General features: G+C 52.1%; 17 protein-coding genes and 1 tRNA gene. 14 read left to right on the forward strand and 4 right to left on the reverse strand.

The features are described from left to right. The first annotated feature begins 47 nt into the window (after positions 1–47). Positions 48–1001, forward strand: coding sequence for a CPBP family intramembrane glutamic endopeptidase (locus H5P27_RS19345; RefSeq protein WP_185662070.1), 954 nt, complete (start codon positions 48–50; stop codon positions 999–1001). Then, positions 1002–1445, forward strand: a complete 444-nt coding sequence (locus H5P27_RS19350; RefSeq protein WP_185662071.1) for a metallophosphoesterase family protein — start codon at positions 1002–1004, stop codon at positions 1443–1445. 10 nt (positions 1446–1455) lie between these two features. Here the strand turns inward: H5P27_RS19350 and H5P27_RS19355 are convergent, their stop codons facing one another. Then, positions 1456–3903: a DEAD/DEAH box helicase gene (locus tag H5P27_RS19355; protein WP_185662072.1), complete on the reverse strand. Its 2448-nt coding sequence runs from the start codon at positions 3901–3903 to the stop codon at positions 1456–1458. A 113-nt stretch (positions 3904–4016) separates the two neighbouring features. Here H5P27_RS19355 and H5P27_RS19360 point away from each other — a divergent pair, with 113 nt between their 5' ends. Then, positions 4017–4844, forward strand: coding sequence for an endonuclease/exonuclease/phosphatase family protein (locus tag H5P27_RS19360; protein ID WP_185662073.1), 828 nt, complete (start codon positions 4017–4019; stop codon positions 4842–4844). 114 nt (positions 4845–4958) lie between these two features. Here the strand turns inward: H5P27_RS19360 and H5P27_RS19365 are convergent, their stop codons facing one another. Next, positions 4959–5192: an SWIB/MDM2 domain-containing protein gene (locus H5P27_RS19365; RefSeq protein WP_185662074.1), complete on the reverse strand. Its 234-nt coding sequence runs from the start codon at positions 5190–5192 to the stop codon at positions 4959–4961. Positions 5193–5331: 139 nt separating this feature from the next. Beyond that, a complete protein-coding gene (locus H5P27_RS19370) occupies positions 5332–6492 on the reverse strand; it encodes a response regulator (protein WP_185662075.1) in 1161 nt (386 codons plus the stop codon). Positions 6493–6788: 296 nt separating this feature from the next. Here H5P27_RS19370 and H5P27_RS19375 point away from each other — a divergent pair, with 296 nt between their 5' ends. The 7 genes from H5P27_RS19375 to H5P27_RS19405 all read left to right on the forward strand — a co-directional run bounded on the left by H5P27_RS19375 (position 6789) and on the right by H5P27_RS19405 (position 13585). Next, entirely contained in the window at positions 6789–7487 is a 699-nt protein-coding gene (locus H5P27_RS19375) for a LuxR C-terminal-related transcriptional regulator (protein WP_185662076.1), read from the forward strand. A 148-nt stretch (positions 7488–7635) separates the two neighbouring features. Beyond that, on the forward strand, positions 7636–8385 hold the full coding sequence (locus tag H5P27_RS19380; RefSeq protein ID WP_185662077.1) for a lipid-binding SYLF domain-containing protein: 750 nt from the start codon (positions 7636–7638) through the stop codon (positions 8383–8385). 283 nt (positions 8386–8668) lie between these two features. Next, positions 8669–9280 carry a MotA/TolQ/ExbB proton channel family protein gene (locus H5P27_RS19385; RefSeq protein WP_185662078.1) on the forward strand — a complete coding sequence of 204 codons (612 nt, stop codon included), beginning with the start codon at positions 8669–8671 and terminating at the stop codon, positions 9278–9280. Positions 9281–9315: 35 nt separating this feature from the next. After that, on the forward strand, positions 9316–9969 hold the full coding sequence (locus H5P27_RS19390; protein WP_185662079.1) for an energy transducer TonB: 654 nt from the start codon (positions 9316–9318) through the stop codon (positions 9967–9969). Between the two features lie 161 nt (positions 9970–10130). Beyond that, positions 10131–10784, forward strand: a complete 654-nt coding sequence (locus tag H5P27_RS19395; protein ID WP_185662080.1) for an energy transducer TonB — start codon at positions 10131–10133, stop codon at positions 10782–10784. Between the two features lie 124 nt (positions 10785–10908). Then, on the forward strand, positions 10909–11379 hold the full coding sequence (locus H5P27_RS19400) for a (2Fe-2S)-binding protein (protein WP_185662081.1): 471 nt from the start codon (positions 10909–10911) through the stop codon (positions 11377–11379). A 1-nt stretch (position 11380) separates the two neighbouring features. Next, a complete protein-coding gene (locus H5P27_RS19405; RefSeq protein WP_185662082.1) occupies positions 11381–13585 on the forward strand; it encodes a xanthine dehydrogenase family protein molybdopterin-binding subunit in 2205 nt (734 codons plus the stop codon). Positions 13586–13892: 307 nt separating this feature from the next. On the opposite strand, the gene H5P27_RS19410 is transcribed toward H5P27_RS19405, so the two are convergent. After that, positions 13893–13980 (reverse strand) — tRNA-Ser (locus tag H5P27_RS19410). A gap of 253 nt (positions 13981–14233) precedes the next feature. On the opposite strand from H5P27_RS19410, the gene H5P27_RS19415 reads away from it, so the two are divergent. The 4 genes from H5P27_RS19415 (at position 14234) to H5P27_RS19430 (ending at position 22171) form a co-directional block, all read left to right on the forward strand. After that, positions 14234–15079: a sugar phosphate nucleotidyltransferase gene (locus H5P27_RS19415; RefSeq protein WP_185662083.1), complete on the forward strand. Its 846-nt coding sequence runs from the start codon at positions 14234–14236 to the stop codon at positions 15077–15079. A 12-nt stretch (positions 15080–15091) separates the two neighbouring features. Continuing rightward, on the forward strand, positions 15092–18412 hold the full coding sequence (locus H5P27_RS19420) for a UTP--glucose-1-phosphate uridylyltransferase (protein ID WP_185662084.1): 3321 nt from the start codon (positions 15092–15094) through the stop codon (positions 18410–18412). Between the two features lie 274 nt (positions 18413–18686). Next, positions 18687–19763 (forward strand): GNAT family N-acetyltransferase, encoded by a 1077-nt coding sequence (locus H5P27_RS19425; RefSeq protein ID WP_185662085.1) that lies wholly within the window; start codon positions 18687–18689, stop codon positions 19761–19763. 62 nt (positions 19764–19825) lie between these two features. Further along, positions 19826–22171, forward strand: a complete 2346-nt coding sequence (locus H5P27_RS19430; RefSeq protein WP_185662086.1) for an exopolysaccharide transport family protein — start codon at positions 19826–19828, stop codon at positions 22169–22171. The last annotated feature ends 2 nt before the right edge of the window (positions 22172–22173 follow it).

Consider the following 22173-nt stretch of genomic DNA (forward strand, 5'->3'; position numbering starts at 1 on the left):
GGATTTAAGGTCCTGAAACGTTTAGACGGTGGTGAATTCGAAACGCAATGAAACGCGACTCTAAGCACATGCTCTACGGGCTCACGCCCGAACAATCTTCCCTCAAGGGCATCTGGCTTCTCTGCCTCCTCTACTTCGGCTCAATCCTTTCTGGAGCGATACTAAGTTTGATCGCCTTCAAGATAACCCATGCGGTAGATCCGGATGGAAGCAGCTACCTAGCCGGAAAGCCGTATCCAAATTTCCTGGATAGAGCGCGTTGGCTTAGTGTGCTTTGCTTGCTACCCTATCTATTCATCCAGTGTCGGCTAACGAACTGGAAGGCTATCGGTTTTTCCAGACCTGCCCTAAAGACTTTCCTTACTTGGTTTTCGATTGGCATTCCGATGATTCTAATCATCTACGGGTTCAATACTCTCACAGGAGCCTTTGAATTTACCTGGAACACAGAATCAATCCTTTCCAGATTACTCGACGCAGCAGTGGCTTCGTTCCTGATCGGCTCTCTGGAGGAAATCGTATTTCGCGGACTTGTATTCAGAATGTTCTACACCGCGCTTCGCCCCCTCACCGCGGTTCTGCTATCTTCATTCTTTTTCGCGGTGCTCCATTTCAAAGCTCCAGATTTCACGCTTGGTGTCATTACGCCTAGCGAGGTAGGCATCGCGGAAGCAGCAAGGATAGCGCTAACAACCGCGGTCGCAGTATTCACGCAGTTTGACCTCAAATATCTGATGGCTATTTTCTTGGTTGGAGTCGTGCTGCACCAAGTGTTCCTCATCACCAACAATCTCTGGTCGAGCATAGCGATACATGCGGGGTGGGTTTTCACCATCAAGGTGTTTGGCAAAGCTTTTGCGACGACCGAGAAAGCCGACGCTTTTAGCGGTACCACAAACGTGGCGGACGGATACTGGGTGAGCATTGTCCTCTTGGTTTTTATAGCTGGGTTCGGCTATGTTTTGCATGAGAAGCAAACACCCGCCAAACTCGCTAGCTAAATGAGCCGGACGATCGCAGTTATCTCAGATACCCACGGAAAGACTCCCGAGGGCTTGCTTAAACGCATCGCCCGTGCCGACGAAATTTGGCACCTCGGCGATGTCACGCGGCCAGAAATCCTCATTCCAATCCAAAATCTGGGACGGCCACTTTCCGTTGTTAAAGGGAATTGCGATCCATTTGGGGTCTGGCCCGAGACACGCGACCTAGAGCGAGAAGGCTTTACCTTCCGCCTACAACACCATCCTCCCGCTGTGCCGCTTCCCAATCGCACCGCTATCCTCTTTGGACACCTCCACTACCCTATCGATGAAGTTGATCGAGGTATGAGAATCCTAAACCCTGGAGCGGTTAACGGTCCGAGAAACGGATCCCAATCGAGCTTTGCCTGGCTTCGTTTTCCCGAAAGCGGTAGCTGGACCTGGGAAGTCGAAACGTTCTAGTCGCTTGGGATTACCATTTCCTTGGAAACCTCAAACGATGCTCTACACGGCCGAGCTGGGAGGGCTCCAGCGCAGGAAGATCATCCACCAGCAGCCGACGATCGTCATCCGCTAGTATCTCACGTGAACATGCCTGCAGCTCCAACCAACGCTCATTTGGCAGGGCCGGAGCATTCACGATGTGACGCAATAAGCTTAGCCACTCCTGTCTCGCTCTTTGCACATCTCCGAATTTCAAATCATCGGTAAGCAGCTTTCTGCCCTGGCCTGCAGAAACGGCCCAATCAGCAATAACTTCCGCCGCTCCATCCCCATAATGCGGAGGCAAGCCGTGCTTAAGATAGCCCTCGTAGCTACGATCCTGATACGCAACTCGACAAGCTCGCGACAGTCGATGGCTATACTGGGCGTAGTCGTCAAACCGATACCCAGCTCTCAGATTCGCAATGTCGCGGGCAATCGCATCGACAGAGTAACTATCATCTTCCAAAGCAGCCGCCACCGCCAGCCCCTCGCCTCCTTGAAACAGACTGAATACTTGGCCGCGGAAGGTGGGCCGACCTTGCTTATCGATGAGGTTAAGCTGCCTCCAGGATAAAGCGGGGCTCCGTGCAGAACTAAGCTGGTTTTCGCAAATAGAAAGCTGGCTGCAATTTTGGCATTCCTGCGGATAAGCTCTCCGGACCTCCGGCTTATAGAGGGCCACGCCAAAAACATCTCGATCAAACGCCGCCTCGACCTCGGACAAATCAAAAAGGCCAATCAGTCGAAAGCCTTCCCTCTTAGTGCGTACCAGGGTTCCACATTCTGGCAGCTTGATCCAAGGTAGATTCGATAATTCACCGATCTCGTGTCGTTTGGAGAGATTTACCCCGACCTCTGAAAACGCCTCGAGTATCCACTTCGCCAATTGAATCCGCGACTTCTTCTTTTTATCCAAAAAGCCCAGCAATCGCTTCTTTCCGAACATTCCCTGCAACCGACACAACTTCCCCTCACCAATCGATCGCACGACCTCTGGAACTTCCAACGCTTTCTTTAACTTTCCCTCGTGCGTGATTTGTACCTCCTTCCAAGAAAGACGTACTAACGGAGCCCGAAGCTCCCAAGATCCTCTGGAATTTAGGATCTCTTCGCTATTCGCAGTCGCGTGTCGGGCTCTTTCGGCGTCGACCATCAACCCGCAAGGCATATCCGGGAAATTGATACAATGCTCAACGCCTACTGTAGCGGGAGTCTCTCCCAACAGCCGACCGCAAGCCTCCACCACAGTTTCAAAGGGTTCGCTCCCATTTTGAACCGCCGCGTCAAGAATCCCAATTAAGCTCGGCCAATCCAGCAGCTTGGGGCGTCTGACGGGACGTGGCTTGCCTTCTCGTAATCGCGGCCGGTCAGGAGCCACCAATGCGTAACCGATAGTATCGAATCCGCGGCGTCCCGCTCTTCCAAACATTTGCAGCAACTCGTCTGGACGAATGAGCTGCTGCACGTTTCCAAGGGTAAACTGCGACTCAGTCACCAGAACCGAACGCATCGAAAAATTGACTCCCGCCGCTAAACCCGTGGTAGACACAACGACACGCAATTGCCCCGCCTTAGCCAGTGGCTCCACTAAGCCTGCCCGTTGCTCGTAACTCAACCCACTGTGGTGAAAGGCGATTCGTTTGCTCAGCAACTTTTCCAGCAAACCTCCCGCTAATCGCTTTTGCTCCGGGCTGAGGGCGAGTGGGTTTTCCACAGGCAAAGCAGCGGACAATTGGCGAGCCAAGGCTTCCGCCCCTTTTCGTTGAGGGGCAAAAATCAAAATGGGCCCCAAGTCGGCCATCAAGGCTTTGGCGATCAGCCTAGGCCAAAAACCGGTCACGCTGCGAGGCGGATTAAACGAGAGAGCATCCAAATGGATTTCCTCCAGGGGGACGGGACGTTTCTTGACCTCAACCAAGTGAGCATCCCTTCCCAAGCGCTGAAGCCAGCTCACGATGTCACCAGGATTGGATACACTTCCACTCAGGAGCATCAACTGCGTCCCCTCCGGGGCTAGAGCGACACATAGCTCGTAATTGACCCCTCTCGTTTCGTCTCCAATCATTTGATACTCGTCGATAACAAACAACTTTGGTCCCAATCCGTTGAGGAATCTCGGCTTCTGGGTTTCCAAAGTGGCGACTACCACGGGAGCATCCGGATCGATAGAGACATCGCCTGTAACGATCCCAACCTTCCAACCTTTGGCTCGAAACTCTCGCAGCTTGTCGTTAGCCAAAGCCCTCGTTGGCACCGCCAAAACGATTTGTCCGTGGCGATAAGACTCGGCGATCAACTCAACCAAGTAGGTCTTGCCAGCACCGGTAGGAGCATTGACCACCACATCCTGCCCCGCTTTGACAAAATGCAGTGCCTCCTGCTGCCAGAGATCAGGTATTTTGAGATGTATATCGAGATCTCCGAATGAATGCACAGCAGCTTAGTTTGGATTGGGCCTTGAGGCAAAGATTCCGTAAATACGGAGCCAAGCCTTTCAATTCGCTAGGAATTCACTAGCCTTAGTTATTCGTAAGACACTTAAAGGCGATGCAGAGTTCGAAACAAGAAATCAAACTGATGACCTTCAATATCGCCCACGGGCGAGGTCTATCGCTGTATCAAGGCTTCCACAGTCCACGCGGGATTTTCAAAAACCTCGATCGCATCGCTACTCTGATTCGGGAGCACGAGCCCGACATCGTCGCCTTCCAAGAGATCGATGCTTCTTCTCACTGGAACGCCCACATAAACCTACTGGACTACTTGCAGTCCGCAACCGACTACCCTTTTTCCGTGCACGGCATCCATAATCGCCGGGCTGGCAGAAAACCTCTCGCCTACGGAAATGCGTTTCTTTCCAAACACCCAGTCAAAAGCTGGCGAGTGGAATCCTTCGGAGAAAAGAAGCTAGGTGAAAAAGGCTTCCTAGAGGCCTGCTTCCAAGTGGATGGAACAGAGGTCGACGTCATAAATTTGCATTTGGACTTTCGGTCCCGAATGACGCGACTGCACCAGATCGACAAACTGCTGGATTCCATTCACCGCAAGAGCGAACGAGACCCATACCTATTGCCTCCCATCATCTGTGGCGACTTCAACACCAGCTCTCGATCCTCCGAAGACGCTCTTCACCAGCTAATCGCACGGACTGCCCACAGCTCTCATTACGAATTTTATCCGAAGCAAAAAAGGACCTTTCCAGCGCATTTCCCTTCTCGAGGATTGGATTTCGTCCTGTTGGCCGAGCCTTACGTAGCTGTCGAAACCGAAGTGATTCGAAGCTTTGCATCCGATCACTTGCCCGTGATGAGCACAATCGGGCATCCTAGCGATGTGAATCAGAGTTTCACCGCCGCTTCACTCGCCCGAGGCTAGGAGGCATCGACCAAAGCTAGGGTTTGCCACCCAGCCCCTTGATCGAGTCTAGCAAACAGAAAGGCCCAAGACGATACGCCTCGGGCCCCAAAGAATAGGTTAAGTTGGTTCGTCTTACTTTACGACGTGTCCAGAAACCAGCTTGGTCATCTCGAACATAGAGACCTTGTCCTTACCGTCGAAAACAGCCTTCAACTTATCGTCAGCGATGATTTCGCGCTTGTTTTCTGGGTTTTGGAGGTCGTTGGACTTGATGTAATCCCAAAGCTTCTTGGTAAGCTCAGTACGTGGGAGTGGTTCCGCACCTACAACAGCAGCCAAAGCCGCATCAGGTGTTACTGGTTTCATGAAAGCCGCATTAGCGGGTTTTGAAGAAGAAGTTTTTGCCATAAGGGTTCCTTGGATACAACGGGTGCGCTGCGAATCAACCTAAATTAGCGGCCTGAGGGCCCATTTTACCGACATTAATCGATAATAGGCCCAACCCTTACTCCCCAGTCTGGAGAAGCCCGTGAGCTTGGGCGAACAATCTAAATCCCTCGATCTGCACCAAAAGCTCTTCAACGTGCTCCAGACGCGGTATTGACCCGCCAGATAGTCCGTTCGCCAGAATTTGGTCGCAAGCGGCCGTAAGCCTCTCGGCGTAAACCATTTCGCAACCGCTGCGTAGAGATTCCATTTCTGAAACGAACTCAGAGCTCCGCACGAAATCGGAATCTTCGCGAATTCTCATGGCCAATTCCATACCGTGGGCTAGCAGAGCTTGCGAAAGACGCTTTAGCAGCTCTCGCTTATCCTTCCACGCCTCCATACGAAGGACCTCTACCGATTCACCTTCCGAGCTCGAAAAACGGCTCTCCCTGTCTGAACTCGCCAAATCCACCACAACCTTCAAATCAGCCATGGATATCGGCTTTTCGATAGCGATCTTCTCAGAATCGTCCAAGTAGCGGACATCTTTGGTCATGGAAACGACAGTCGGAGCATGCCCCCAATCTCGGAGGCTTTTTTCCCTGAGAAGTTCGCTCAATATCTTCACCCCGAAGCCCGGTAGAAGATGGTCAATGAGGACGAGATCAAAAGGGCGAGATTTTGAGAGAGCCAAGGCCTCACCTCCACTGCAAGCGCCTAGAGTACGGCAACCTAGTTTGCGAGACAGGGTCCGTACAAACTTCACGATTTCGAGATTTTCGTCTACGATCAATAGCGAAACAGGAGCTGGGCCTGCTGGTCTTTTAGCAGTTTCCGCCTTTTGAAGCACTGTCCTCGCCCAAGCCCAAACCCTGTCGAGCATCTCCTCTGCCTCCGGTTCGGAATTTGGCCGCAACACTAGGCAACTTGCCCCATCGCCAAGTTCCAACCCTTTCACCACAATGCTGATAGATGGACGCCCTAAACGGAGTCGCAATTCGCAATCCGGAGGTATATCCTCCAAGCAAACAAGCAATTCGCCTATTTCAGCCAACTCCAAGCCTTGCTCGCAGAGTACATCTGCAAGATCCAAGCGATTACCCGCTTGGGCCTGACATTCTCTCAACTCGCCAAGAAGGCACAAAACCCTCATTTTGGCGTCCACAAGGATCAAGCCCCATTGCTCGGGAAAATCGAAAGAGGAATCCCCTGGACTGTATCGCGCTTGGTCACTCATGGGCTTAGCTTCAAAAACCGAAACTAAATGAGATAACAAGAACTTCGAACCTTCGACGCCTTTTTAGTGAAAGTCTCACAAAAACTTGGTTTAAAAATTTTGTTAAAGTACTTTGACAAGCTAATTGATGCAGGCAGTTTTACTTAACACAAGGTTACATCTCCTAATCAGGAGGCGAATACCCTAACGACTTGACCTAACCAAGCAAGTCGGCCGATAGCTTAACTGCACTGAAAGCCTGGAATAGGCCGAAAGAGCGGCAAAGCACCGGCAGCCTAACCAACCAAACCAAAACCATGACTCAACCAACCAACCAGACTAGTCGCATGGTCGTCTTGGAGGATCAGCTGATGCTGAGAGACCTCCTCTCATCTCTAGCCATTACGATCCCAGGGATCATGGTCGTAGGCGAAGCGGCCGATGGTCGCACAGCGCTCAAACTTTGTGAGGAAGAGAGCCCGGATATCGTAATGTTCGAATTGTTTCTTCCCGGACTAAACGGCATCGAGATCCTCCGCCAATACGGGCCGCGAAACAGCAAGACCAGATTTATTGCCATATCTTCCCAATTCACACCCGACACAATCCGTGAATTGCTCGAGCTCGGCTGCCATGGCATCGTTTCGAAGAACTCGCCGGCCTCGAAACTGAAAGAAGGGCTTCGAGAGGTTAAAAGTGGTAGCGGATACCTCTGCCCGGTATGCGCGAGCCTGCTAAGGGAATCGCATCTCGTGGCTAGCTCGATTTCCAAAAAGAAAAACCGCCTCTCCAACCGGGAGCGAGAAGTGCTCCAATCAGTAGCAGAGGGCTTTAGCACCAAGCAGATTGCCGAAATGCTGGAAGTTAGCGTGAAGACAATCGAAGCGCACCGGGCCAATCTGATGAAAAAACTGGACGCCAGAAGCGCGGTCGAGCTAACGCGTTGCGCTTTCGAACTAGGAATCATCGAATTGCCCAGCCAAAGCAAACCAGCCGCCTACACCGTTTCCAACTAAGCTCTCGAAATCACTTTGATTTATCCAAGCCGTCAAAATTAACAATTTTGGCGGTTTTTTGTTTTGTTAGGCCTTAGCTTCTGCAAGTTAGTGGCTTCTAATATTTGCTGGGAGGTACCAAGTCCGCCCCACCTCCAGAAAGCTCCGCATGACAATCTCGGTTTCGAATTACAAACCTTCTGCCACGAATCGGAAACCGAGGTATCTCTTCTTCCTCCTGGCTCTGTGCTTCTCGTTCATAGCCAATGCCGCGGACCGCGAAACCAACCGCATGGAACGTCGAGCCGAGAAACTGGCTGCATCCCTCCGTGATATCCAAAGCCTGGAAGGATCGCAGATTCCGCCAAACATTTTAAAGCAGGCCAAAGGGGTCATCATCTTGAAGCAATATGAAGCTGGCGTAATCTTCGGAGCCATGGGCGGTTTTGGCATCGTCGCTGTCCGAAATGACGAAGGAAACTGGAGTACACCCGCATGGCTAAAAACCGGCCAAATCAGCGGCGGTCTTCAATTGGGAGCTCAGAAGCTGAACCTGGTGCTACTGATCGTGAAAGAGGAAGGCCTAGAAATGCTGAAAAAGGCGAAATTCCAAATTGGAGTGGACGCCTCAGTCGTCCGCGGGCCGACTGGATCCAACCCGGAATCAAAAGCCGACGCAGATATCCTAGCCTACACCGTTTACGAAGGTATTTACGCCGGAGCCACCTTTGAAGGAGGGTTTCTTTTGCCTGACAAAAAACTCAACGAGTATTCCTACGGACAACAGCTGGCAGTACTGGAGATCATCAATAGCCACGAGCTCAAGCGGCCAGAGCCCCTAAATATAGTGTTCGAAAGCCTCCAAGCCATCGAAAATGGGCAAGGTTTGGAGCAGCTCGCCGGCTCGCAGGAAAATTAACGACAAATCTAGCAACATTTGGAGAATTGGTTTGACGTACAATTGTAGGACATGGGTTTATATAGCCTACCGTCACAACGAAAATCGTGCAGGACATTCCCGATGAAACATGAGGCCAATGACCCCCATGGACACAAGGGATACGCTTGACTCGGTTTCAGATCAATATTTCAACCAACACCCAAAAAACAGCACAACCCCTCCCACCCCAATCAAGCTTGCCCCCTTCAAGCGCAGAATGGTCGGAGCGACAGCTCTTTCATTTAACCACGTACGTACCTCGATGGACAATTCATTCACTGATACAATAATCGACGCTTGGAACATCATTGTCTCTGGCGGCTGGGTAATGATCCCGCTCTTCCTGCTAGGCCTCGTCGCCTTCTACGTAGGAGCGAGACTGCTTCTGTTCTTCTTCCGCGGGAACCACAAAAAGACCTCTATCTCGACTTGCGAGGAATGGGTTCGCGATTCCTCCAAGGCAAAAGGGACTGTGGGCGAAATCATTCGCTACTCCCAGGACGGTGTAGGAACCGTAGAAGACATCCAAAGCCGTTTCGCGGAGATTCGCACCGCCGAGATCCCTCGCCTTCAGCAGAACATCACCTTCCTGCAGATCATGATCAACACGGCCCCGCTCATGGGACTCCTCGGTACCGTTCTTGGTATGTTGACTACCTTCTACGGGATCGCTCTGGGTGGCTCGGAAAGCACCACTTCAATCGTGGCCGGCGGTATCCAGGTTGCGTTGATCACCACCCAAATGGGTCTCTGCCTCGCGATTCCTGGCTACATCTTCGTCTATTTCCTGAAACAGAAAGTACTGGACTACGAAAGCTTCCTCGTTCGCTTGGAAAGCATTTCGCTCCAACACTTCAGTGGCCGTGCCAGTTAAGAGCCCAACCAAGCCCAAAAAGAACATAAGAAGCTATGAGCTCTAACTACACCCCATCAAATCAACAGGGAAACTTTTTTGCCAACGGTATGCTGGCAGTGCTCTTCACGGTAGGAGTCTTCGCTATTCTGCCGTTCATGCAGTACCTTGGAAAATTCGCCAACCCAGGCATCCAAGTCGCGACTGAAGACGCATCTGTGCAGCCACCTCCTCCACCTCCTGAGGATCAACCACCTCCTCCAGAGGAGCAACAGGAGCTTGACGAGCCAGAAATCGAGGAGCCACCTCCACCTATGACACTGGCACAGTTGGAAATGGCACTCAACCCAGGTTCAGGTGACGCGGTTGGCGATTTCGGATTTGGCGATTTCAATGACAAGATCGACGCTCTGGAAGGTATGCAGATCTTCTCCCTTGCGGACGTTGACAAGAAGCCGAGCGCTCTCGTGATGTCGACCCCACTCTACCCTTACTCCATGCAGCAATCCAAGACACGGGGTAGCGTAACGGTGGAATTCGTCCTCGACCCAGATGGCAAGGTCCACAGAGCCCGCGCCATCAAGTCCACACACCGCGAGTTCGAAGAACCTGCAATCCAGTGTGTACAGCGATCCACTTGGAACCCGGCTTCAAAGGACGGAAAGCCAGTGGCCTGTAAGATCCGCATCCCTATCCAATTCTCGCCCTAGAGATCGGACTTGAGATTTTCCAAAAGCGACCGTGCAAATGGTCGCTTTTTTTGTGCCCGACTTAGGGCGGGAATGTTAATCCTACATTTGTAGGATTGACAAAACCACCTTTCTCCTACACTTGTAATACATAGTTCGTAACCTCAACACCCAAAAGAGAAATGAGAACAATGTATACCCCTGCCCCTCTTCCGCTCAGCGTTCGCTTGAAAGCGTTTGGAATAGGGCTCACTGGCGTGGTCGCAACTTTCGCGCTCCTGCCAATTTTGATGGAAATCCCCAACCCGTTCATTGGTCCTCCGGTCGTTCCAGTGAAACCAGTGGCCGAGCAGCTGCCTGAGTTTATCAAACATGAAGAGCCAATCCCTATCGTCGAACCAGACGAGATCGATAAGCCGGTATTTGAAGATAAACTACCCGACGTAACGATCGGAATGATGGAGAGCCTTCTGAATCCAAGGGATAACGGAGTCAAAATAGCCGTCGACGCAGGAAACTCCTTCGTCAAAGCCGACGAGGAAGCATTCGGCGTGTTCCTCACGAGCCAGCTAGATAAGCAGCCTCGGGTAATCGTAGCCACCAAACCGCTCTACCCATACTCGATGCAACAATCCAAGACCGTCGGGTTAGTGACGGTAGAGTTCATTATCGACGAAACAGGAAGAGTCATTCGACCTCGAATCGTAAAGTCATCCCACCGAGAGTTCGAACAAGCAGCCCTCGAAGCGGTGACCAAGTCGAAATGGCAACCTGGCCAAAAGAACGGTGCCAACGTAAGAACGCTCGTTCACCAACCGATCCACTTTAATCCTTGAGTAGGCTAAGAGCAATAAGCACAGAAAGGGCTGCCTTGAAAAGGCAGCCCTTGTCGCATTCAGTGAAAGCGAATGAAGCCGCCAAGCGTTCGCTTGAGTAGTTCGAACCCTATCCCCCTTCCCTATGAAATCGTACACTCTTCTGATCAACGGCCAGAAGCATAGCGTCATTGCCAGCGATGACACACCGCTTCTATGGATTCTGCGGGACCATCTTGGAATGGTCGGAACCAAATACGGATGCGGCAAAGGAATCTGCGGAGCCTGCACCGTACACTTGAATGGAGTTGCGATCCGTTCCTGCCAGCTACCGGTGTCAGCCGCTACTTCTGGCGAAATCACCACCATCGAAGGGCTCGCAAAAAACGGGAAACTGACCTCCTTGCAAAAGCAGTGGATCAAACTGGATGTACCGCAATGCGGCTACTGCCAATCCGGACAATTGATGTCAGCAAGCGCCCTCCTCGCCAGAACGCCGAAACCCAGCGACGGAGAAATCGACTCAGTCATGTCGGGCAACCTTTGCCGCTGCGCGACCTACACTCGAATTCGACAGGCCATTCACGCCGCGGCCGAGGAAGGAGGAGTTGCATAAGATGAAGAATACCACGCCAGAAGGAATCCGCCGGCGCGACTTCGTAAAAGCAAGTATTCTTGCAGGAGGCAGCTTGCTCCTAAGCGCTGCCCTACCCACTCGGGGTCTGCGAGCAGCGACCGCCAGTTCATCCGCCTTCGAACCTAATTTCTATATCAAGATAACCAGCGAAGGACTAATTCGCATCATTTCGAAAAATCCTGAGATCGGACAAGGTATCAAAACCTCGCTGCCGATGATCATCGCAGAGGAGCTCGAAGCGCCTTGGGAATCGGTAACCGTCGAGCAGGCAGGCTTTGTAAAGGACCTGCCCGGTTGGCAAGGCGCCGGAGGCAGCGGAGCTACTCCAGGGCATTACCATGCATTCCGACAAATCGGAGCAGTCGGTAGGACTCTTTTGGAACAAGCTGCGGCAAAAAAATGGGATATCGACGTAGAGCGCTGCAAAGCACGCCAAGGGTTCGTCTATGATAGTGAGACCGATAAGAAGGTCGCCTACCAAGAACTTGCCGAAATCGCCGCTGAACTCCCTGTTCCAGATACTAGTTCCGTTAAGCTGAAGGACCCGAAGGACTTCTCCCTGCTGGGTAAGAGGATTCCGGGCGTGGACAACGAAGCCATCGTCACCGGACAAGCTCTCTTTGGCATCGACCAGCAAGGCGAAGACCTGCTCTACGCCGCCTATGTCCGGAATCCGGTGTTCGGCAAAAAAGCGCGTACCGCAAATATCGAGGAAATCAAGCGACTTCCCGGAGTCGTTGATGCCTTTATCGTGGATGGAACAGACGATCCTTTTGGGCTCGTTTCAGGGATTGCCATTATTGCCAAGGACACTTGGACCACTTTCCGAGCCCAGCAAAGCCTCCAGGCGGTCTGGAGCGGACCTGATGCTTCTGAACAAAACTCATTTCTGTTCGCCGAAGAAGCAGCGCAACTATCGAGCAAAGAGGGTCAGATTCTGCGAGAAGACGGCGACGTCGCGAGTGTGTTGAGTTCCGCTGAAAAATCGATCGAGGCCAGCTATCATTACCCATTCATCCCCCACTCCAATCTCGAGCCGCAAAACACCACCGCTCTGTTCAAAGACGGTATCATGGAGCTATGGAGCCCAACTCAAAACCCGGGCAATGGTCACGGCCTCATCAAGGACCTATTTGGACTAAGCGATGAGCAGGTAGTAATTCATATTACACGTATCGGTGGAGGATTCGGACGCCGCCTCATGTCGGATTTCATGTGCGAGGCAGCAGCGATTGCCCACCGTCTACCAGGAAAGAAGATTAAACTGACCTGGAGTCGAGAACAGGACATGCGGCAAGACTATTACAGGGCCGCAGGCTGGCATCACCTCAAAGGGGCTGTCGATTCATCAGGAAACATTTCAGCTTGGACGAACCATTTTGTCACTTTTGGCTTAAATTCAGACGAACACACCGGACGCGGTGCTGGCGTTTCTTCCGATGAGTTCCCGATCCGATTCGTACCAAATGCGAAGCTTAGCCAAACGATTCTCTCTACTAGTATCCCAATGGGCTGGTGGCGGGCTCCGGGAAGCTGTTCGCTGGCATGGGTTTTCCAGAGTTTCATCGACGAGCTAGCTCAGCTCGCAAATACCGATCCACTCGAATTCAAACTCAATCTGCTGGGCGAGGATCGGAAAGTTCCCAGCTCTGGCCGGGGGCCCGATTACGATGCGGGGCGTATGAAGAATGTTTTGCGGTTGGCTGCAACGAAAGCGGGATGGGGGCAAACCTTGCCCAGGGGCGAAGGTCTCGGTTTGGCTTTTCACTTCAGCCACCGCGGCTATGTCGCCGTGGCAGCTAAAGTCTCCGTCAGCCAATCAGGGGATTTGACGGTGGAAAAACTTGTCGCCGGAGTCGACGTAGGGCCGATCGTGAATTTATCGGGAGCGGAAAATCAAGTTCAAGGCTCCATGCTCGATGCCTTATCCTCCTCGCTCGACCAGGAGCTTACCGTGGAAAACGGTCAGATTCGGCAAGGAAACTTCGACGAGGTGCCTATGCTGCGAATTTCTCAGTCACCGAAGGTGGAAGTCGTATTCGAACAAAGCGACAACCCGCCAACCGGACTCGGCGAACCCGCCTTCCCCCCGACTGCACCGGCAATATGCAACGCGATTTTTGCCGCCACGGGGAAAAGAGTTCGAACCTTGCCGCTCAGAAAAAACGATTTGAGTTGGAGCTGAGGCCAACTTTCCATCTTGAGAATCGCAAAAGCTCCCTCGCAGGGAGCTTTTTTATTTTCTGAACAAGATCCCAGTCCTCACCCCACAACCCTAAAACACAAAAAAGCCGCCCCGAGTTGGGACGGCTTTTTCAAAAGTGGCGGAGAGAGAGGGATTGGTTCGCCACAAGGGCTCAGGGCTAACGCCCCAACGCTATCGCGTTGCCCATCTCCACTCGCTCAGGCTCGCTCCGTCGAACCCCGAGCTTCTCATCCCACAACCCCAAGACAAAAAAAGCCGCCCCGAGTTGGGACGGCTTTTTCAAAAGTGGCGGAGAGAGAGGGATTCGAACCCCCGGAACCTTTCGGCTCAATGGTTTTCAAGACCACCGCATTCGACCACTCTGCCATCTCTCCAATAGTCGAAGGAGCTACCGATACGTCGCGTATGGCGCTTGTCAACACTGAGATGCGTAGTAATTCCGCATACAGCACTTTCTCATCCGAATCTGAAGCCAGTTGGAACAAACCCGCATCCATATCCTTCTCTTAATCGATCGGAACTAGAGAATATTCTTCATATCCTTACTGAAAAGCCGTAGCAAATTTCCGTATAACCTGATCCATTCTTTCTAACGCTTCCCTTCATTCCGCTGTTTCGCCCTTCCCTATGAAGATTTCCAAAGCCCTCATCACGCTAGCCGATCCCAATCAGCGAAGTCTTCCGCTTCAAACCTTGATCGATCAAAAAGGGATCAAGAGATCCGCTCTTGAAATCGTACTAGAGGAGACTTTTTCAACCGGTATCGAAGAGGTATGTCTGATCGTTTGCCCTGATTCTCAGGCCAGCTACCAAAACGCAGCCGGAGTGTATTCTAATCGTATCCACTTTATTGAACAGCCAAAGCCGACAGGCTACGCTCAAGCGATCCAGCTAGGTAAAGAGTTCACCGGAGATCACCCGTTTCTTCACATCGTGGGCGATCACCTCTGCGTTTCAGACGAATCCATGAGCTGCGCCAAACAAGTCGTTGCGATCGCTGAAAAGAACAACGCCTCCGTCTCCGGAGTACAAGCGACCCGGGAAAATCAGATAAGCGATTTCGGGGCTGTTGGTGGAAAATTAGTCGATAGGCTACAAGGGCTCTACGAAATTCAAAACGTAGTGGAAAAGCCAACACCAACCCAAGCGGAACTGGAGCTCTTGGTTCCTGGATTACGGGCAGGATACTACCTTTGCTTTTTCGGTATCCATGTTTTGAAGCCATCGATCTTTGGTATTCTAAATACAACGACCGCAATCGATGGCCCAGACGGCCGCAGTCTTTCCTACGCCTTGAATGAACTGGCAAAACGGGAAAAGCTGCTAGCCCTGGAAGTTTCTGGCCGCCGATACGATATCGGATCAGACTATGGACTTCTCTTCGCCCAACTTGCCCTTTCCTTCTCGGGCAAGGATCGCGATAGGGTTGTGACGAGCATCCTCGAATTGCTAGCCAATAGGCCCAGCTCCTAAGGCATTAGATCGATGAGTGAAGTAAGCCCATTTATCGAAACGATCAACGCGGAGGAATCCTCCATCAGAGATCGTTCTCTAACCGAACTGTGCGAGGGTCTTTCGATCGAAGAGCTACTCCGTGAGGCTAAAAACCTGGAGGCCTACCGCCACCGTGAGCGGAGTTTGTACAAGCGGGTCAGGGCTCTCTTCTTTCTGCACGCGATCCACAGATTTCAGCTTCCCGCCAGACAGGGTTACCCCGACCAAGCCAAACTTTCGAACGAAGCTCACGAGCTCGCATTGGACAGGCGATTCGAGGAAGCCATCCAAGAGCTGCTACAGAGAATGGAAGACGAGGGAGCTAACGACACCTTGTCCAGCTCTCTGGCCCACGCCTACCATAGCCTTGCCTTCCAAACTTTGGCCGACCAAGTCAGGCAAACGGTCAAATCCACAGCAGGAAACACCTGGATTTTCAGGATGGGCCACTATTTGGACCATCCACTTAGGTTCAAAAAGGAACTCCTAAAGAAAACGGGACCCAACAAAGTATACCCAATCCTGAAGGAGCAGACCGCGGTACGCATGGACCTTACCCACTGCGCTTGGAGCGACATTTTCTTCCTCGGCATGGATTATCCCGACGGGGCAAGAGTCATCAACGTGTCAGTGGATCTCGGCGTACACGGAAGAGATAAAGAAATCCGCCCTCCCATCGAAGCGTATCTACGTGTCATCGAAGAGCCAGTGCTAAGGTTGAGCAGCGTGGACCTCGGTGCCACCACAGAGCTTAGCATGGTGGATGAAGTTTTCGATTTCGCCCGGGATTACCTAGGACTTTTGAAGGCGGCCGTCATCTCATCCGGGCTGGTTCCACCAGGCTTGGAGGGTTCTGGACAATCGATCGCAAGCTTGTTCGGAGCCATGATCGGCCAAGGCAAGGGCTTGGAAATAGTCAGCAACGTCAATCGCATTCCCAAAGGATCACGTCTCGCCGTTTCAACAAATCTGCTCGGAGCCTTAATCTCAGTCTGCATGCGAGCGACTGGTCAAACTCGCTCCATTCAGGGACCGTTGCTTGAAGCCGAACGTCGCATCGTGGCCGCTCGGGCAATTCTAGGCGAATGGATCGGCGGATCAGGAGGTGGATGGCAGGACTCGGGTGGGGTCTGGCCCGGTATCAAGCTTATCGAAGGAGAACGAGCGAAGGAGGGAGATTCTGAATTCGGGACAAGCCGAGGTCGACTCCTACCTAGGCACACCTTGCTCGACGAGAAGACTGTCAATCAATCGGCCCGCGAAAAGCTCCAAGAAAGCCTTGTACTCGTACACGGCGGAATGGCCCAAAATGTCGGACCGATCCTCGAAATGGTGACTGAAAAGTACCTTGTGCGAGGAAGTCGGGAATGGAAAGCCCGCCAACAAGCTCTAGCCACTATCGACGCGATCATAGAAAATCTCAAAAACGGGGAAATCAAGGAACTCGGCAAGCGGCTTACCGATAACTTCTTTGGCCCTCTCCACGATATCATCCCATGGGTCAGCAACATTTACACGGAAACGCTTATCCAAGATGTGAAGGACGCCTTCGGCGATGACTTCTGGGGATTCTGGATGCTCGGAGGCATGTCCGGTGGTGGAATGGGGTTCATTTTCGACCCTTCTAAGAAATCCGAGGGGCAAGCGTTCCTTTCGAAGCGTATGAAGGAACGCAAAACTCAGTTCGAAAAAGCGCTCCCCTTTGCGATGGATCCAGTCGTCTACGACTTCCGCATAAACGAAAACGGATCCACAGGCACCCTTTTGGAAGGAGCTAACGCCCTGTTTCCTGAAACCTTCTACCAGATGACGATTCCTGAGGCGCTCCGTACTCGGTCGAACGATATGAGCGACACGCAAAGGGCAGACCTCCAACAGTACGCTCAAGCGATCACCCCCGGATCGCCGGGCCAATTCTCGGCGACTGCCCTCATCGAGCACCTGCTCCCCGAAGTTCAAAACAAGAGCGAAGAAGACCAGAGCTTGGATCGACTACTAATTGAAAATGGTTTTGACAGAGAGCAGCACGAAAAAATCCGGTCTGATGTCCTGGCAGGCCGAATTGGCTTAGCCATGAATCGCTTGAGCTCGACTGCTACAGTTGAAGATGTCGATCGAGCCGAACTGCACGACGCTACCAATTCGGACTTCTCACAGATCGGGAAAGCCGCTCTCGAGCGAGGTGAACTCGCAGTAGTCACCCTTGCTGCAGGAGTCGGGAGCCGCTGGACGCAGGGAGCCGGCGTCGTGAAATCGCTGCACCCCTTCTTTTCTTACTCAGGCAAGCACCGGAACTTCATAGACATCCACCTCGCCAAAACGAAAAAGTCAGAGGATGAATTCAAAACCAACATCCCTCACGTTTTCACAACCAGCTACCTGACGCACGATCCCATACAACAGCATTTGGAAAGGGATCACAGCGACCGCCTAGATCGTTCTGCTTTTCTTTCATCTGGCAAATCTATCGGCCTGCGCCTCGTCCCTACGGAAAGAGATCTCAGATTTGCTTGGGAGGAAACCACCCAACAAAAACTCGACGAACAAAAGCAGAAGATGCTGCAAAGCGTCCGAGCCGCCCTCGTCAATTGGGCAAAGCAAACTGGCGAAGCCGCTGACTACACGGACAACTTGCCGGGGCAATGCCTCCATCCGGTCGGGCACTGGTACGAGATTCCCAATTTGATCAAGAACGGTACGCTCGCTCGTATTTTGAAAATGCAGCCGCAGGTGAAATACCTCCTGTCCCACAACATTGACACCTTGGGAGCGTCCGTTGATGCAGCTCTCTTGGGCTGGCATATCCAGACCGGAGCTACGCTCTCCTTCGAAGTCATGTCAAAACGAACAGAGGACCGCGGAGGAGGTTTGGCGAAAATCGATGGACGGGTTCGACTCATCGAGGGCTTGGCCCTCCCCGATGAAAGCGACGAGTTTAAGCTCACCTACTACAACACCAACACCAGCTGGATCAATCTGGACAAGCTTCTGGAAACCTTTGGGCTCGACCGAGAGTCTATTCTCAATGAAAGGAAAGTCGAAGAAGCCATACGCAAGGTCGCTCTACGTCTTCCCACCTATTTGACCCTGAAGGACGTGAAAAAACGTTGGGGAGAGGGACAAGAGGATATATTCCCGGTTAGCCAGTTCGAAAAACTGTGGGGCGACATGACTAACCTTCCCGACGTCGACTCTAAATTCGCTTTCGTTCCGAGAGCCCGCGGACAACAGCTAAAAGATCAAGCTCAGCTGGACTCTTGGCTCCATGACGGTTCGGCCCAGTACATCGGTGACTTATGTAAATGGAGCTAAGTACGACTGGACGAATGATTTCCAATCCGCCGAACAAATCAAAATGAAGTCCCAAAACGCAAAGCTCGGCTCTCATCTGTCCTGACTGGGCTCAAGTTCAAACTGGAAGAGCCGAAGGAAGACCCTACCTTACTTAAAAGCCATGACTCAATTTAGATGCGATTTTTACCTAAACTAGCCTCCAAACTACTATTTTTCAAAGAGATCGCCGCATAAGCAGCTGGTTCGCAATCGGCCACGTTGCATCCTCGTGCTCAAAGTGGATATACAAAGCATGCCAACAGAAGACGAGAAAGTCCGAATCGTGAAAGACTCGGACACACCTCGTTGTGAGCTGAGAGAGAGCCTCTCAGAGGCGGACTATCGCGGGTCGGCATCGAGGATACGCTTCTTGGGGGAAAGATGGATACCCGCGCTAGTAGAATCCTACGACTACCAACCACTTTGGATAACGGTACGCAAGGACCAGCGTCTGGTCGCGACTCTTCCGATAGTGGAAGTCGACAGTCCCTTATCGGGCAAACGCGGCGTCTCAATTCCGTTCTTCGATTTTTGTCCGCCAGAGGTTTCTGACAAAGAGGCCCTATTCCTGCTGTACCGCAAACTAATGGACGTAGGACACCGGCGAGATTGGAAATATTTCGAAATTCGTGGAGGTTTCGAAGCTCTGGACGGTTTTAAACCATCCATTTCTTTCTACCGCCATCAAATCAACCTGTCCCTCAACTCCGACGAGGCCTTCTCTCATTTGAAGTCCGCACCACAGAGGGCAATCAGGAAAGCCGTTAAATCGGGCGTGATCGTTCGTCGCTCAAATACTGAGAAGGCCCTGAAAGAATTTTACAAACTGCAGTGTCTGACTAGGCGGCGTCACGGCCTACCTCCACAGCCCCTAAGCTTTTTCAAGAATCTCCGCGAATCTCTGGAGGCAGACGATCTACTCGATATCTTCACTGCCTACCTAGGTGATCGACCAATCTCCAGTTCTGTGTACGTCAGGCAGGACGAAGAGACCGTGCACTACAAGTACGGAGCATCCGACTATCGCTATCAGGAATTTCGCGGCAACAATCTGGTAATGTGGGAAGCCATTTCCTACTACGGTCGCGAAGGACGTTCCAGCATTGACTTAGGTCGAAACTCCACCTCTACACAAGAGGGATTACGCCAATACAAGCTATCATGGGGAGCCATCGAAGACTTGCAGCACTACCAAAAATTCGACCTAGATAAGAACACAGTCATCTCCATGGCAGACAACGCCTTTGGCTTTCACAATCACATCTTCTCGAAGCTTCCCATCGCCCTGAACCGAGCGCTCGGGAAACTAATGTATCGCCATATAGCCTAATCAATTTGCATCGCCCTCGTGGCTGAACACACACAAACCCTTTTACACAGGAAGTCCGAATCATGAACAACACGACAAATCAAGCCGCTCCAAGTGGATTATCGCTTTCTCCTAGCGACATCTACTTCATCCTCTTTCGACACAAGTTTAAGATTATTTTCTTTATCATATTGGGCCTTGCTGCCGGGGCTGCTGCCTACAAGTACATCCCCAATCAATACAAGTCCAGCGCACAGCTTCTCATTCGTTACGTTACAGAGAAGCGCGACGTCGTGGACGAAAATGGCTCAACGGTGACAGCAGCGATCGGCGGACGCGGCTCTGAACACATCAAGATGACAGAGCTAGCGATCCTCACTAGCCTCGACCTGGCGAAAGACGTCGCCAACACACTTTACGAAACAACCCCTCAGCCCGAACTGGCGGAGATGGACGCTGAGGCAGCCAAGCAAACGCTGACCGGTCAGGTGGCCCAAGGCATGGAGGCGAACTTTGGGAACCAGTCAAACATCATCATGCTCAGCTACGGGAGCGAAAGCCCTGACCAGGTACAGGCTATCCTGCAGACAATTATCGATACCTATCTCAAACGCCACTACGAGATCCACCGAGCTGAAGGTACCTTTGACGAGTACCTGACGGTTAAAACCGATGAACTGCGCGCGAATCTCCTCCAAACGGAGGAGTTGATCATCAAGACTAAGCAAAAGGCTGGAATCGTCTCGATCGAGCAGTCGAGAAATAGCATCAACTCGGAAATTTCACGCATCCAAAACAACATTTTCGAAACGCAGACAAACCTGGCGGAGAACCAAGCCTTGCAAGAACGCCTCCAAAAGGAAGCTGGGACTGCTCCGGCAGCACCCCAAGCCGATGAAGAGGAAGTAGTCGACGTCCAGGAAAACGCTACCCTTGCTCAAGCGATTCGCGACTATGAAGCACGCTCGACTCGCCTGGAAATCTTCCGCGAACAGCAGCGAAACCTGATTACCCGATTCGCCCCGGGAAGCACGCGAATCAAAGCGATCGAAAAGAAGATCGAAGAGCTCGAGGGTGAGCTGACCCAATTACTCAAAGACCACCCTGACCTCGCTCTGAGAGGAGCTGTGACCGCAGGAAAAGAGACAGACGAGGATCTCCCCTACGAAATTCGTATCAGTACTGCCAAAGCGAACTCGATCGCCTTGCAAGAGCGCTTGAACATCCTGCAGACACACCTCAAGTCCCTATACACCGAATCCACCCGAATCGACGAAGTCGAATTGACCCTCAACCAGCTTGAGCGTCGTCGCGAGATGGAGGCCAATCAGTACAACACCTTCTTGGCTAGCCTTCGCCAAAACCAGTTGGATGAAGAAATCAGCAGCGGACGAGTCAACAACATCACGCTCCTTCAGCAACCAACACCTCCAAGCAAAGATTCTACCCTTAAGATGCAAATAGCCGGTGGAACTGCGGGAGGCATTGCGATACTGGGCCTCCTTTGGGCCTTTCTGAAAGAGTTACTACTAGATAAGTCTATCAAACGCCCGCAGGAGGTACAGAAAGCAACGGGGTTGCCGCTCTTCCTCACCATACCAGACAGCAAGGGCAAGGAGTTCAGAAAGCTCACAAAACGCTCCAATTCTGTGCAACGTCAGCTCATCGGACGCGGCAAAGTTACCAAGGGGGCAGATTACGCTCCCAAGTCGACAGCTCTCAAGGCTGCCGCCAAGAGCAAGCCAGACGAATACGCCGTGGCGAAAGGCAATGCCCAAATCTCACCTTGGGAGCCACAACACGTTCTGCACAACTATTTCGAAGCTCTGAGAGACCGCGTAATTGGCTACTTCGAAAGCCGCAACCTCCAGCACAACCCGAAACTAATCGGACTAACAGGTCTTGGGGAGCAGCCAGGCGTATCGACCATAGCATCCGGACTGGCCGGAAGCCTTTCTAAAACGGAAGGAGGAAACGTACTCCTCGTCGATATGACCCTCGGCCAAGAGTCAGCCAAGCAGTTCTACAAGGGAGAAGAAGTATCGAGCCTCGACGAAGCCTTGGAATCGAAAGACAAGGCCAAGTTAGGCGAGAACCTTTACGTCGTGGCAGAAGGTACTAACGGCTACAAACTGCCTAGCATCCTGCCAAGCCGCTTCAACTCTATCGTACCGAAACTCAAGGCGAGCGACTTCGACTACATCATTTTCGATATGCCAGCTGTTAGCCCGATCAGCGCAACCCCAAGATTGGCGTCCTTCATGGATGTAGTTCTGATGGTTGTAGAGTCCGAGCAAACCGACAGTGCTGTCGCAAAACAAGCCACTGAGCTCCTCGGTGATTCCAAAGCCCACCTCGGAGTGGTCCTCAACAAGACTAAATCTTATGTTCCAAACCAGCTGGAGCAGGACTTCTTGGGTCTCAAATAGGA

It is taken from the genome of Pelagicoccus albus (assembly GCF_014230145.1).
Taxonomy (GTDB): Bacteria; Verrucomicrobiota; Verrucomicrobiia; order Opitutales; family Opitutaceae; genus Pelagicoccus; species Pelagicoccus albus.

Excerpts from the sequence above, each read along its gene's own strand:
- H5P27_RS19345 (WP_185662070.1), top strand. The coding sequence starts at position 48 with ATGAAACGCGACTCTAAGCACATGCTCTACGGGCTCACGCCCGAACAA.
- H5P27_RS19350 (WP_185662071.1), top strand. The coding sequence starts at position 1,002 with ATGAGCCGGACGATCGCAGTTATCTCAGATACCCACGGAAAGACTCCC.
- H5P27_RS19360 (WP_185662073.1), top strand. The coding sequence starts at position 4,017 with ATGCAGAGTTCGAAACAAGAAATCAAACTGATGACCTTCAATATCGCC.
- H5P27_RS19365 (WP_185662074.1), bottom strand. The coding sequence starts at position 5,192 with ATGAAACCAGTAACACCTGATGCGGCTTTGGCTGCTGTTGTAGGTGCG.
- H5P27_RS19370 (WP_185662075.1), bottom strand. The coding sequence starts at position 6,492 with ATGAGTGACCAAGCGCGATACAGTCCAGGGGATTCCTCTTTCGATTTT.
- H5P27_RS19375 (WP_185662076.1), top strand. The coding sequence starts at position 6,789 with ATGACTCAACCAACCAACCAGACTAGTCGCATGGTCGTCTTGGAGGAT.
- H5P27_RS19380 (WP_185662077.1), top strand. The coding sequence starts at position 7,636 with ATGACAATCTCGGTTTCGAATTACAAACCTTCTGCCACGAATCGGAAA.
- H5P27_RS19385 (WP_185662078.1), top strand. The coding sequence starts at position 8,669 with ATGGACAATTCATTCACTGATACAATAATCGACGCTTGGAACATCATT.
- H5P27_RS19390 (WP_185662079.1), top strand. The coding sequence starts at position 9,316 with ATGAGCTCTAACTACACCCCATCAAATCAACAGGGAAACTTTTTTGCC.
- H5P27_RS19395 (WP_185662080.1), top strand. The coding sequence starts at position 10,131 with ATGAGAACAATGTATACCCCTGCCCCTCTTCCGCTCAGCGTTCGCTTG.
- H5P27_RS19400 (WP_185662081.1), top strand. The coding sequence starts at position 10,909 with ATGAAATCGTACACTCTTCTGATCAACGGCCAGAAGCATAGCGTCATT.
- H5P27_RS19405 (WP_185662082.1), top strand. The coding sequence starts at position 11,381 with ATGAAGAATACCACGCCAGAAGGAATCCGCCGGCGCGACTTCGTAAAA.
- H5P27_RS19415 (WP_185662083.1), top strand. The coding sequence starts at position 14,234 with ATGAAGATTTCCAAAGCCCTCATCACGCTAGCCGATCCCAATCAGCGA.
- H5P27_RS19420 (WP_185662084.1), top strand. The coding sequence starts at position 15,092 with ATGAGTGAAGTAAGCCCATTTATCGAAACGATCAACGCGGAGGAATCC.
- H5P27_RS19425 (WP_185662085.1), top strand. The coding sequence starts at position 18,687 with ATGCCAACAGAAGACGAGAAAGTCCGAATCGTGAAAGACTCGGACACA.
- H5P27_RS19430 (WP_185662086.1), top strand. The coding sequence starts at position 19,826 with ATGAACAACACGACAAATCAAGCCGCTCCAAGTGGATTATCGCTTTCT.